This is a genomic window from Rhizorhabdus sp. (assembly GCF_018006725.1).
GTDB lineage: Bacteria > Pseudomonadota > Alphaproteobacteria > Sphingomonadales > Sphingomonadaceae > Rhizorhabdus.
In genome coordinates this window covers 1-12,582 of record NZ_JAGMXV010000144.1, presented here as the reverse complement: position 1 = coordinate 12,582, position 12,582 = coordinate 1, and the positions used below count along the sequence as shown (strand labels likewise).

Sequence of the window (12,582 nt, the reverse complement as noted above, 5' to 3'; positions counted from 1 at the left end):
CGCCAGGCGCGTGACCGAGCAGCTGTCCCGGATGCGCGGCGCGGCCATGAAGCTGGGACAGATGATCTCGATGGATGCGGGCGACGTGCTGCCGCCCGAGCTGACCGCGATCCTGTCGAAACTGCGCGAATCCGCGCATCGCATGCCGCCGTCGCAACTCGATTCCGTGCTGCGCGCCGAATGGGGCAAGGACTGGCGGCGGCGCTTCGAGCGCTTCGACGCCACGCCGATGGCCGCTGCCTCGATCGGACAGGTCCATCGCGCGACGCTCCCCGGGGGGCGGGCGCTGGCGGTGAAGGTGCAATATCCCGGCGTTGCCGCGAGCATCGACGCCGATGTCGACAATGTCGCGAGCCTCCTTGGGATGACCGGCCTGCTGCCCGAGACACTGGACATCGCGCCGCTGCTGGAGGAGGCCAAGCGCCAGTTGCACGAGGAAGCCGATTACCGGCGCGAGGCCGAGCAGATGAAGCGTTATGCCGGGCTGCTCGAGGGCGAGGCGGGTTTCGCCATCCCCTGTCCGGTCGATGAGCTGTGCGGGGACGCGATCCTGGCGATGGATTATATGCCGGGTCAGCCGATCGAGACGTTGCGCGAAGCGCCGCAGGCGATGCGCGACACCGTCATGGAGCGGCTGTTCGGTCTGGTGCTGCGCGAGCTGTTCAGCTTCGGCTATATGCAGACCGACCCCAATTTCGCCAATTATCGCTGGCGTCCCGATAGCGGGGAGATCGTGCTGCTCGACTTCGGCGCAGCGCGCGCGGTGGAGGAAAGGACCGTCGCGGCCTATCGCCAGCTCATGGCGGCAGGCCTTTCCGAGGACCGTGACGCGCTGCGGGCCTCGCTGGTCGAGGTCGGCTTCGTCGCGCCGCAGACAATCGAGCGCCACGGCGCCGCGCTCGACGCGATGATCGACGTGATGATGGAGCATCTCGGCCGGCCGGGCCTGTTCGACTTTTCCGACCGCGCCTTCGTCGAGCCGCTCCGTCGCCATGGCCGGACGATCGCAGCCGATCGGGCCGCCTGGCATATCCCCCCGATCGACACGCTGTTCGTCCAGCGCAAGATCAGCGGCACCGCGCTGCTGGCGATCCGGATGGAGGCCAAGCTGCCGCTCCGCGACATGGTGGCGGAGGCGATCCGCCATGCCCGCTGACATTCGTGCTGGTCAGGCGGCGGTCGTCTTCGGCGCGAGTGGTGGGATTGGTCGTGCGCTGGTCAGTGCCATAGCCGGGAGCGGGCGCTTCGCGGCGGTGCATGGCGGCGGGCGCAAGGCTCCAGAGGGGTTGCCGGATGCTGTCAGGCCGTTTCGTTTCGACCTGACCGACGAAGCGTCGATCGAGGCCGCTATGGGCGCGATCGAACAGCCGATCGGGCTGGCAATCGTCGCGACGGGTCTGTTGCACGATAGCGAACACCGCCTGTCCCCCGAGAAAAGCTGGCGCGCGATCGACGGCGCGGCGATGGCGCGGCTGTTCGAGATCAATACGATCGGACCTGCGCTGATCGCCAAGCATGTGATCCCGCGCCTGCCGAAACACGGGCGTGCCGTATTTTCTGCCCTGTCGGCTCGGGTCGGGTCGATCGGAGACAACCGTCTGGGTGGCTGGCACAGCTATCGCGCGAGCAAGGCGGCGCTCAACATGCTGCTGGCCAATTTCGCGATCGAACTCGGCCGCACGCACCCCGAGGTGATCGTCGCGGGCTTGCACCCCGGAACGGTCGATACCGGCCTATCCGAACCCTTTCAGCGCGGGGTGCCGCCCGAGAAGCTGTTTAAGCCGGAAAAGTCGGCCCATTGCTTGCTGTCGGTGCTCGATGGTCTGAAGCCCGCGCAGAGCGGCCGGATCTTCGCCTGGGATGGTCAGCCGATTCCCTGGTGACCTTGGGGCGCCCTGCCGGAGGACGCCCCGTTCGGATCAATGCTTCTCGATCTGGCTAACGTCACGCACGGCGCCGCGTGCGGCGTTGGTGGTCAACGCGGCATAAGCGCGCAGCGCGGGAGAGACGGTGCGCTTGCGGCCGAACGGCTTCCACGCCTTGTCGCCGCGCCCGACCATTTCCTCATGCCGCGCCGCCAGTTCGGCGGCATCGACATCGAGGGTGATGCCGCGATTGGGGATGTCGATCAGGATCGGGTCGCCGGTCTTGACCAGGGCGATCAGCCCGCCTTCGGCCGCTTCCGGCGAGACATGGCCGATCGACAGGCCCGAGGTGCCGCCCGAGAAGCGTCCGTCGGTGATCAGCGCGCACGCCTTGCCGAGCCCCTTCGACTTCAGATAGCTGGTCGGATAGAGCATTTCCTGCATGCCGGGCCCGCCCTTGGGGCCTTCGTAGCGGATCACCACCACATCGCCTTCCTTGACCTCGTTGCCGAGGATCCCGGCGACGGCCGCGTCCTGGCTCTCATAGACGCGTGCGGTGCCGTGGAAGGTCAGGATGCTGTCGTCGACGCCAGCGGTCTTCACGATGCAGCCTTCGGGCGCGAGATTGCCGAACAGAACGGCAAGGCCGCCATCCTTGGAGAAAGGATGCTCGGCACTGCGGATCACGCCGTTCTCGCGGTCGAGGTCGAGTTCCTTCCAGCGATTGCTGGTGCTGAAGGCCACCGTGGTGCGGACGCCGCCCGGTGCTGCCTTGAAGAATTCGCGCACGCTCTCGCTGTTCGTCCGGCCGATGTCCCAGCGGGCAAGCGCGTCGGCGAGGGTGGGCGCGTGGACGGTCGGCAGGCTGGCATCGATAAGGCCGGCCTTTTCGAGCTCGCCCAGGATCGACATGATCCCGCCCGCGCGGTGAACGTCCTCCATATGGACGTCGTTCTTGGCCGGCGCGACCTTGCACAGGCAGGGCACGCGGCGCGAAAGACGGTCGATATCGGCCATGGTGAAGGGCACCTCGCCCTCATAGGCGGCGGCGAGCAGGTGGAGCACGGTGTTGGTCGATCCACCCATCGCGATGTCGAGGCTCATCGCATTTTCGAAGGCGGCGAAGCTGGCGATCGAGCGGGGGAGCGCGCTGGCATCGTCCTGCTCGTACCAGCGGCGCGCAAGGTCGACGATCGTGCGACCGGCCTCGCGGAACAGCTTCTCGCGATCGGCATGGGTGGCGAGAACCGAGCCATTGCCCGGCAGCGACAGGCCCAGCGCCTCGGTCAGGCAGTTCATCGAATTGGCGGTGAACATGCCCGAGCAGGATCCGCAGGTGGGACAGGCCGACCGCTCGATGACCTGAACTTCCTCGTCACTATATTTGTCATCGGCGGCGACGACCATCGCGTCGACCAGGTCGAGCGCCACGGTCTGCCCGCGAATATCGGCCTTGCCGGCCTCCATCGGCCCGCCCGACACGAAGATCACCGGGATGTTGAGCCGCATCGCCGCCATCAGCATGCCGGGCGTGATCTTGTCGCAGTTGGAAATGCAGACGATCGCGTCGGCGCAGTGGGCATTGACCATATATTCGACGCTATCGGCGATCAGGTCGCGGCTTGGCAGCGAATAGAGCATGCCGTCATGGCCCATGGCGATGCCGTCATCGACCGCGATGGTGTTGAACTCCTTGGCGACGCCGCCTGCCGCCTCGATCTCGCGCGCAACCAGCTGGCCGAGGTCCTTCAGGTGGACGTGGCCCGGCACGAACTGGGTGAAGCTGTTGGCGACGGCGATGATCGGCTTGCCGAAATCCTCGTCGGTCATGCCGGTGGCGCGCCACAGGCCGCGCGCGCCGGCCATGTTGCGGCCGTGGGTGCTGGTGCGTGAACGGTAATGCGGCATCGATCGCTCCGGGGTTGGTCGCCTCTCTCCCTACCAGCGCTACGCCTGTCGCCTCATGTCGTAAAATATATTATAGAACAGCTATTGGGTCGCAGGAGATATGATGGACATCCGCCAGCTTCGCCACGCGCTGGCCGTCGCCGACACGCTTCACTTCGGTCGGGCCGCCGAGCGCCTCGGCATGACGCAGCCGCCGCTGAGCCAGTCGATCCTGGCACTGGAACGCGAACTGGGGGCGAGCCTGTTCCTGCGGTCGCGCCGGAGCGTCGCGCTGACGGCGTTCGGCCGGCAATGGCTCGACGAGGTACGGCCGGCGGTCGCCGCGATCAACGGGCTGGCCGAGAGCGCGCGGCGGCTGCTCGCCGGGCAGGCGGGGCGGCTTGCCCTCAGCTTCGTCAGCACCGCTGACTATAGTGTCCTGCCGACGATCGTGCAGCGTTATGCCGCCGCCTTTCCCGACGTGCATATCGCGCTGCAGGAAGCGACCAGCGACGTGCAGATCGAGGCCTTGCTCGAGGGCCGGGCGGATGCAGGGATCATCATCCCGAGCCTGTCATCGCTGCCGCCCCGTCTCGGCTACCGCCCCCTGCTGCAGGAGCCTCTGATTGCGGCCGTACCGGAGGCTTGGGTGGAACAAGCCAGGCTGAAGCTGATCGACGGGCGCCTTGCCGGCCATGCCTGGATGGAGGAGCCGCTGCTGCTCTTTCCCGCCCGCGTCTCGCCCGATTTTCACGGGCTGGTCACCGGCTTCTATCGCGCCCAGGGCCGCGAACCGGTTATCCGTCAGGAGGCGATCCAGATGCAGACGATCGTCAGCCTCGTGTCCGCCGGCATGGGGATGGCGCTGGTGCCCAGTTCGATGCGCCATTTGGCCCGCACGGGGACGCGATACCTGCCGCTCGCCGAACCTGCTCCAATGCTGGAGACCGGCCTTGCCTGGCTTGGCGATAACCACGCGCCGACGCTGCTGGCGCTGATCGAAGTCGCCGCCGGGATCAGCGGATCGGACGGATATCCACCACCTTGAGGTGCGAAAACAGCGTGCCGCGCGGGACCATCGCCTGAAATTGCGACCAGCGGCCGGCGAGATAGCGGCAGCTCTTCGGATCGATCTGCGGCCCGATCGGGCCGATCCTGACCGGAACCGGCGTCACAACCTCATAGGTCACGACGCGGTCGACCTGCGGCTTCCAGTCGTCACGCACCGCCAGACGCTCGCGGACGTCCTCGACGCTGGAGATCCGGTCGAAGGTGCCGAAACTGCCCGGCATCTCGGGTGTCTGGGTGCCCCCGATCGCCATCTGGAAGCGCGTGCCGGCAGGCAGAGTGCTGTCATAGGCGCTGTACCAGTCGGGCCAGGGAGACGCGCCGCCAACGAGCAGCGCATAGGCCTTCGTGGCGGCCTCGTCATCGGCATAGCGCCAACGATTGGCATCCCACCAGATTTTGCCCGGCGGGCTATCGAGCGAGTCGGCGCCCTTACCGCAGGACGGCGCCGGGACGGCGGCTGCCGTCTGAACGGGTCCGGTCCGCGCACAGGCAGCCGCGAGCAGCAGGAGCAACGGTGCCCCGCCTTTGGCGATCTTCATATGTCATACCCCCGACAATTCCCCGGTGTCTCTGGTAGCGCGGGGCGAAGGGGCAGGCGAGCGCCTTCGTGGGGGCGCTCAATCGCCCGAGCGCGTGTCCGAATTGCCCCAGCGGGCCCGCTGAGCGCGTTCGCGCTGGACCTGGGCGGGAGACTTCATGGTCCGGAACCCGCGCGCATAGCGGCGACGGCGGCGTTCCCGCCAGTCATGGAAGAGGGCGATCATGACCCAGCCCAGGATCACCGATCCGAAGAGCGTCAGGGCGCCCCACTGGACGATCGGCTCGTTGATCACGTCGCTGCTCCTTGCCTCGTCCGGACCATCCGGATCGGTGCATGATAGCAGTCCGGCCCTGAAGCGGGTGTAAACGAGTGTAATGTGCAGCTGGTTTACAATTGCTCGGCGGCACGCCCTTGAAAGCTGCCGACGCGATCTCATATCGAAGGAGCGGGCCGGGCCCCTCTGGCGATCCTGCGGGATCGTGATGTCGGACCGCATCGGGTGATCTCGATGCCGGGTCCAATCCTTTCAGCCCGCCACAGCTCCCCCGATCGATGACCATCGAAGGGAACTGACAATGTCTGCCATGATGTACCGCCTGACCGACATCCGCCGCCGGATCGACGAAGAAATCCGATCGGAGCTGTCGCGCCGGACCCCCAGTTTTTTGCGCCTTCTTCGCCTGCGCCGCCTCAACGCGCTGGTGCGGGAGCGGCTGTCCACCCGCCTCCTGACGCTGGCATCAGCCTGAGGCGAGGGATCAGCGAAGCGCGACCGCTGCCGCGATCAACGCCGATCCGACAAAGACCGCCGCCGCCAACCAGCGCAACGCACCGGTCAGAGCAACGGCCGAATCCGCGCGCTCGACGGTCACCGGCGCCTCCAGGCGCGCGACGGCAGCCCGGATCAGTCTGGGCGCATCGTCGCCTGCACGGAGTAACTCGCGCGCGACCGACTGGAGCGTCGTTTCCCACCGGGCCGGCGACAGTCGGTGCATCGCGATGCGCAGGCTCGACCGTTCGATCGCCTGCGACAGGTCGAAATCGGGGACGATCGCGGACAGCACGCCGTCGATGGTCATCAGAGCCTTGAAGATCAGCAACAGGTCTGCCGGCAGGACGAGCTTTTCCGCGCGCATCAGCGCCATGAAGTCGGCGACCATCGCCGCGAGCACGATGCGCTGTCCGCCGTGGCGTGCGATCAGACGGTCGGCGGTCCTGCGGATGTTGGCTGCGGGCACGACCCCGGTCGACCAGCGCTGAAGGACGCTCGCCAGTTCGTCGGGATCGGACGCGGTGATCGAGCGGACGAAATCGATGAACTCTTCCCGGCGTCTTGGCGAGACATGGCCGAGCATGCCGAGATCGAGCAGGGCGAGCCGGTTCCCCTGCAGACAGAGCAGATTGCCGGGATGGGGATCGGCATGGAAGCGCCCGTTGATCAGCACCATGTCGAGGACGAGATCGGCGCCCAGTTCGGCAATCGCCTGCGGATCGATGCCCGCACCGCGCAGGGACTCTGCGCTGCGCGGCGGGACACCGTTGACATGATCCATCACGAGCAGCGTTTCCGACGTCCATTGCCAGTGAATCTCTGGCACCACCACGCGCGGGTTCCCCCGGAAATCCGCGCGCAGCCGTTCGGCGTTTCTCCCCTCATTGGCGAAATCGAGTTCCTCCAGCACCGCATCGGCCAGGCTGCGGACGAGTCCGGTCGGGGCATAGCGTCGCATCTCGGCGCTGCTCGCCTCGGCTACGGCCGCCAGTTGCCCGAGCAGGCGCAGGTCGGCGCGCATCCGTCGATCGATGCCGGGGCGCCGGATCTTGAGAACGACCTGCCGCCTGTCATGGGTGGTGGCGCGATGAACCTGTGCCATAGACGCAGCTGCCAGGGGCTGGCTTTCGAAAGACGCGAAAGCTTCTTCCGGGGATTCTCCAAGGGCTTGCTCGACGATATCGCGAATCTGTTCGAAGGGCAGGGTCGGAGCATTGCTGTGCAGCGTCTCCAGCTCGGCGATCCAGTCGGGCGGCAGCAGGTCGCTGCGCGTCGCGAGAATTTGCCCCAGCTTGATGAAGGTCGGTCCCAGAGCTTCCAGCGCGAGGCGGGTGCGGCGAGGTAGTCCATCATCGCCTGCATCGCCGCCCTCCGATACCGTGTGGTCGAGACCGAGGCGCGAAACCAGAACGCTCAGGCCGAAGCGCGAGACGATACCCGCTATTTCGGCCAGCCGTTCGCGGTCCCGCGCGGCGACACGCAAACTTTGCAACATCTCGGTTCAGCCGATCGCCCGGCCAGCCGCCTTGGCGATCAGCCGGTTCACATAGTCGATCTTGCCGGTGACGGCCGGAGACAAATGGAAGGGATAGAGGTCGGGTTGCCCCATGCTGCGGTTGATCGTGTTGAGGGCGAAGCTCCACGGGATCATCTGGCGGCCTAGCGCCTCGGTCGTGGCGGTATAGGGATCGAAATCGATATGGCCTTCGGGTGTCGCCTCGGGTCCGTCGAGCGCTGCCATGCGCATGTCGAAGCCGCCGATCGAGGCTAGCGTATCGACCATGTGCAGATAATGGGCGAAGGTTTCCGCGAAATCCTCCCAGGGATGCGAGGTCGCATAATAGCTCACATGGTCGTCGGTCCAGATCTTCGATCCATTGGCGGCATAATGGTCCGACAGCGCCTGACTGTAATCGATACGATCGTCGCCGAAGATCGCGCGGCAGGCTTCGAGTTCCGCCGGATCGATCTCGACCAGACGCGCCCAGTAATGATGCCCCACTTCATGGCGGAAGTGGCCGAGCAAAGTGCGATAGGGCTCACCCATCCGGGTCCTTGCCCGCTCGCGCTCGGCGTCGTCGGCTTCGATCAGGTTGAGCGTGATCAGCCCGTCGTCATGGCCGGTGTAGACTTGGGGCTGGCCCTGTTCCTCAGCTGAGGGATCGTAGAGAAAGTCGAAAGCAAGGCCTTGTATCTTGCCGATTTCCTCGGCCTTTGTTTCGAGGGGCAGGCCGAGGCGGATAAGCGTGTGGAACAGCCGCCGCTTGGCCGCCTCGATCTTGGCCCACCGCTCCGGCACAGTCGGCACGCTGAGGTCGGGGATAGTGCGGTTGTGACGGCATGCCCGGCAATAGGCGGTGCTGTCGTCGGTCGGCACCAGCCAGTTGCACACACCATGATGGTCGTTGTTAGCGCACACCACGACGCCATGGGCCTCGCCCGCCGCGTCGCGCCAAGTCGTCGCGCCGTCGCCCAGAAAAAGGAAGCCGTCGCTGTCGGGATCATAGCCCAGCGTGAAGCCGCAGCCCGGGCAGACCCGCGCCTCGAAATGGAGGGGGCGGTGGCAGTTCGGGCAGGGGAAAGGCGCCATGATGCGGGCAACTCGCTTGCAGTTGGAACGATCAGGCCGCAGAACGCGGGGCGGACCGGGCAAGTTGCCGCCCGGTCGATCAATTTTTCACTTGCGGAACGGCACGCCGGTACACATCTCACTTGTGGCATTTATGCAACAGGTGCGACGTTAGGATGACGACGACGACGATGGCTGATCTCTATTCGAAGCTGGGGCTGAAGCGCGGGGCGGACGAGGCCGAGATCAAGAAGGCCTATCGCAAGCTCGCGAAGGAGCTTCACCCCGACCGCAACAGCGACAATCCCAAGGCGGCCGAGCGCTTCGCCGAGGTGACGGCGGCCTATGACCTGCTGTCCGACCGCGACAAGCGCGCGCAATATGACCGTGGCGAGATAGACGAGCAGGGCAATCCGCGCGGCCCCTTCGGCTTCGGCGGGCGTGGCGGCGGCGGGTTCAACCCCGGCGCCGGCCCGGGCGGCGCGAATTTCGAGTTCGGCGATGGCGCGGATTTCGGCGACATCTTCGAAGGCATTTTCGGCCGTTCGCGCGGCGGGACTGGGCCGGGCGCCGGAGCAGCCGGGCGTCGCGGTTTCGGTGGCGGCGGGTTCGGCGGCTTCGGCACGCAGGGCGGCGGCCGTCCGCTGCGCGGTGCGGACGTCTCCTACAAGCTCAGCGTGCCGTTCGAGGAAGCTGCCTCGCTCAAACCGCAGCGGATCAGCCTGCCGAGCGGCAAGACGATCGACGTCAAGCTGCCCAACGGCGTGGAAACCGGCACGCAGATGCGGCTGGCCGGGCAAGGAGACGAGGGGCCCGGCGGTCGTGGCGACGCGATCGTCACTGTCGAATTGCGTCCGCACCGCTATTTCACCCGGGACGGCGACGACGTCCGCCTCGACCTGCCGGTGGCGCTCGAAGAGGCTGTGCTGGGCGAGAAAGTCCGCGTGCCGACGGTGGACGGCGCCGTCATGCTCGCCATTCCGAAGGGAACGACCTCTGGCAAGACGCTGCGCCTCAAGGGCAAGGGATTCCACCGCAAGGATGGTAGCCGCGGCGATCAGCTGGTGACGGTCATGATCGACATTCCGACGGGCGACGCGGAACTGGAAGCCTTCGTCGAGCGCTGGAGCGGCAAGGGCCAGCGCAATCCGCGCGCCCAGTTCGAATAGGCGAAGGAACGGGCGGGTGACGACAGGGGTTTCGGGGCGCTTCCAAGATGCAGGATGAATCCCCCGAAGCCCGCCGCCAACGCCCGTTCGAAACCCATCTCGAACAGCTTCGCCCCGGCGGGCGTATCTTCCTTGTACTCAAGCGTGCGGCGATCGGCGTCTATTCGGACGGGTTCATCCATGCGGGTAACATCGCCTATCTGGCGCTGTTGACGATGTTCCCGTTCTTCATCGTCATGGCGGCGCTGGCGCAACTGGTGGGGCGTACGCCCGACGTCCAGCAGGCGGTCTATGGTTTTCTGGCGACGGTGCCGGCGTCGGTGCGCGATCTGGTGGCGCAACCGATCAACGACGTCCTCGCGGCCAACAACAAGGGCGCGCTGCTGTGGTTCGGTGCGCTGATCGGCCTGTGGACCGTCGGCAGCTTCGTCGAAACGATCCGCGACATCCTCTACCGCGCTTATGGCGTTAAGCCGAGCAAGGGCTTCTTTCATTATCGCATGGGCAGCATCGCGATCATCGTGACCTCGGTGGTCATGGCGATGGCCGCGTTCAGCGCGCAGGTTGTCCTGACCGGCGTCGAGCAGTTCGTCGTCCGGCTGCTGCCCTTCGCCGAAGGCTTCACCGCGCTGATCAGCGTCTCTCGCATCGCGCCGCTGCTGATGCTGATCGGCGCGCTCTATGCGCTGTTCACCGTCCTTGCCCCGGCGCGTTACCGGATGACCGGTTGCCCCAAATGGCCGGGGGCCTTGTTCACCGCCAGCTGGTGGATGGCTGTGACGATGCTGCTGCCCCTCGTCGTGGGCGCTTTCGGCGGCTATGGGCGAACCTATGGCAGCCTGGCTGGGGTCATCGTGACCCTGCTGTTCTTCTGGTTGGTGGGGTTGGGGCTGGTCTTTGGCGCGCACCTCAACGCGGCACTAGCCGAAACCCCGGAAACTTCTGTAAAGGAAGCCGCGCCGAACGAATAAGGGAGTTATCGTGGCCGGTTTGATGAAGGGGAAACGCGGGCTGATCATGGGCCTTGCCAATGATCGGTCGCTGGCTTGGGGCATCGCCAAGGCACTCCACGAGCAGGGTGCCGAAATGGCGTTCAGCTACCAGGGCGAGGCGCTGGAGCGGCGTGTGCGCCCGCTGGCCGAGCAGGTTGGTTCCGACTTCCTGATCGAGTGCGACGTGTCGACCGCAGAGGGCGTCGATGCGGCCTTTGCCACGCTGGCGGCGCGCTGGCCGACGATCGACTTCCTGGTCCACGCGATCGGCTTTTCCGACAAGAACGAGCTGCGCGGGCTCTATGTCGACACCAGCCTCGAAAATTTCCTGCTGACGATGAACATCTCGGCCTACAGCTTCGTCGCGGTCACCCGCCGGGCGCGGGCGATGATGCCCGAGGGCGGCTCGATCCTGACACTCAGCTATTATGGCGCCGAGAAGGTCGTGCCGCATTACAACGTCATGGGCGTCGCCAAGGCCGCGCTGGAGACCAGCGTCAAATATCTGGCGATGGACCTGGGCCCCGAAAATATCCGCGTCAACGCGATCTCGGCCGGTCCGATCAAGACGCTGGCGGCGAGCGGCATCGGCGACTTCCGCTACATCCTCAAGTGGAACGAGCTCAACTCGCCGCTGCGACGCAACGTGACGATCGAGGATGTCGGTGGGGCGGGCGTTTATCTGCTGTCCGACCTCGCATCGGGCGTGACCGGCGAGATCCACCATGTCGACGCCGGCTACAATGTCATCGGCATGAAGGCCGAAGACGCGCCCGACATCGCGCTGGCGTGATCGCATCGGGTCGCGCAATGTGCCGCGGCCCAGCAAGAACGGAATAGAGAAGTGAATATGAACGGGCTGCAGGCACGACCCATATCGCGCGGCGCGCGCCAGACAGAGGCGCGCTGATGTCGTTCAACAGCTTCGGCCGCGTGTTCCGCTTCAGCACCTGGGGTGAGAGCCATGGCCCGGCGATCGGCGCCGTCGTCGACGGTTGCCCCCCAGGGCTGGAGATCAGCGAGGCGGTAATCCAGCCCTGGCTCGACAAGCGCCGGCCCGGCACGTCGCGCTTCACGACACAGCGGCAGGAGCCCGATCAGGTCCGCATCCTGTCAGGGGTGTTCGAGGGGTGCACGACCGGCACGCCGATCAGCCTGATGATCGAGAATGTCGACCAGCGCTCGAAGGACTATTCGGAGGTCGCGCTCGCCTATCGGCCGGGCCATGCCGATTATGCCTATGACGCCAAATATGGCTTGCGCGACTATCGCGGCGGCGGGCGCAGTTCGGCGCGCGAGACGGCGTCGCGCGTCGCGGCCGGCGCGGTCGCCCGGCTCGTCATCCCCGAGGTGCGTATTCGCGCCTATCTGACCGAACTGGGCGGCGATGCGATCGACCGGGCGGCCTTCGACGATATCGCGATCGACGAAAACCCCTTTTTCTGCCCGGATCGAGCAGCTGCCGCACGCTGGGAAAAGATCGTCGATGATGCGCGCAAGGCAGGCTCGTCGGTCGGCGCCATCGTCGAATGCGTCGCGGAAGGCCTGCCTGCGGGCTGGGGCGCACCGCTTTATGCCAAGCTCGACAGAGAGCTGGCATCGGCCTGCATGTCGATCAACGCAGTCAAGGGAGTCGAGATCGGCGACGGCTTCGAAGCGGCGCGGTTGACCGGCGAAAGCAATGCCGATCCGATGCGCCCCGGCGCCGATGGCCGG

Annotated in this window: 13 protein-coding genes; 8 read left to right on the top strand and 5 right to left on the bottom strand. The window is 66.0% G+C overall.

Annotated features, from left to right (window positions below):
- Nucleotides 1-1,156: AarF/ABC1/UbiB kinase family protein (locus KAY22_RS17895; RefSeq protein ID WP_296624661.1), on the top strand; the 1,156-nt coding region annotated here is incomplete at its 5' end.
- Nucleotides 1,146-1,883 carry an SDR family NAD(P)-dependent oxidoreductase gene (locus tag KAY22_RS17890; RefSeq protein ID WP_296624660.1) on the top strand — a complete coding sequence of 246 codons (738 nt, stop codon included), beginning with the start codon at nt 1,146-1,148 and terminating at the stop codon, nt 1,881-1,883. The genes KAY22_RS17895 and KAY22_RS17890, both read left to right, overlap by 11 nt.
- Before the next feature lie 36 nt (nt 1,884-1,919).
- On the opposite strand, the gene ilvD is transcribed toward KAY22_RS17890, so the two are convergent.
- Nucleotides 1,920-3,773, bottom strand: a complete 1,854-nt coding sequence (ilvD, locus tag KAY22_RS17885; protein WP_296624659.1) for a dihydroxy-acid dehydratase — start codon at nt 3,771-3,773, stop codon at nt 1,920-1,922.
- Nucleotides 3,774-3,876: 103 nt separating this feature from the next.
- Here ilvD and KAY22_RS17880 point away from each other — a divergent pair, with 103 nt between their 5' ends.
- Nucleotides 3,877-4,800 (top strand): LysR family transcriptional regulator, encoded by a 924-nt coding sequence (locus tag KAY22_RS17880; RefSeq protein WP_296624662.1) that lies wholly within the window; start codon nt 3,877-3,879, stop codon nt 4,798-4,800.
- On the opposite strand, the gene KAY22_RS17875 is transcribed toward KAY22_RS17880, so the two are convergent.
- Together KAY22_RS17875 and KAY22_RS17870 are read right to left on the bottom strand one after the other, a co-directional pair.
- The gene (locus tag KAY22_RS17875) at nt 4,769-5,362 is read right to left on the bottom strand and encodes a hypothetical protein (RefSeq protein WP_296624658.1); all 594 of its coding nucleotides are present in this window, start codon (nt 5,360-5,362) and stop codon (nt 4,769-4,771) included. The two genes, KAY22_RS17880 and KAY22_RS17875, sit on opposite strands and share 32 nt — an antisense overlap.
- A gap of 78 nt (nt 5,363-5,440) precedes the next feature.
- On the bottom strand, nt 5,441-5,656 hold the full coding sequence (locus KAY22_RS17870; RefSeq protein ID WP_296624657.1) for a hypothetical protein: 216 nt from the start codon (nt 5,654-5,656) through the stop codon (nt 5,441-5,443).
- Nucleotides 5,657-5,939: 283 nt separating this feature from the next.
- Here KAY22_RS17870 and KAY22_RS17865 point away from each other — a divergent pair, with 283 nt between their 5' ends.
- Nucleotides 5,940-6,113 (top strand): hypothetical protein, encoded by a 174-nt coding sequence (locus KAY22_RS17865; RefSeq protein ID WP_296624656.1) that lies wholly within the window; start codon nt 5,940-5,942, stop codon nt 6,111-6,113.
- 9 nt (nt 6,114-6,122) lie between these two features.
- Here the strand turns inward: KAY22_RS17865 and KAY22_RS17860 are convergent, their stop codons facing one another.
- Together KAY22_RS17860 and KAY22_RS17855 are read right to left on the bottom strand one after the other, a co-directional pair.
- Entirely contained in the window at nt 6,123-7,631 is a 1,509-nt protein-coding gene (locus tag KAY22_RS17860) for an AarF/UbiB family protein (RefSeq protein WP_296624655.1), read from the bottom strand.
- A 6-nt stretch (nt 7,632-7,637) separates the two neighbouring features.
- Nucleotides 7,638-8,726, bottom strand: coding sequence for a putative zinc-binding metallopeptidase (locus KAY22_RS17855; protein WP_296624654.1), 1,089 nt, complete (start codon nt 8,724-8,726; stop codon nt 7,638-7,640).
- Between the two features lie 170 nt (nt 8,727-8,896).
- On the opposite strand from KAY22_RS17855, the gene KAY22_RS17850 reads away from it, so the two are divergent.
- The 4 genes from KAY22_RS17850 to aroC all read left to right on the top strand — a co-directional run.
- Nucleotides 8,897-9,874, top strand: a complete 978-nt coding sequence (locus KAY22_RS17850) for a J domain-containing protein (RefSeq protein ID WP_296624653.1) — start codon at nt 8,897-8,899, stop codon at nt 9,872-9,874.
- 47 nt (nt 9,875-9,921) lie between these two features.
- Nucleotides 9,922-10,845 (top strand): YihY/virulence factor BrkB family protein, encoded by a 924-nt coding sequence (locus KAY22_RS17845; RefSeq protein ID WP_296624652.1) that lies wholly within the window; start codon nt 9,922-9,924, stop codon nt 10,843-10,845.
- Nucleotides 10,846-10,855: 10 nt separating this feature from the next.
- Nucleotides 10,856-11,659, top strand: coding sequence for an enoyl-ACP reductase FabI (fabI, locus tag KAY22_RS17840; protein WP_296624651.1), 804 nt, complete (start codon nt 10,856-10,858; stop codon nt 11,657-11,659).
- 116 nt (nt 11,660-11,775) lie between these two features.
- Nucleotides 11,776-12,582, top strand: an 807-nt coding sequence (gene aroC / locus KAY22_RS17835) for a chorismate synthase (protein WP_296624650.1), incomplete at its 3' end; no start/stop codon positions are given.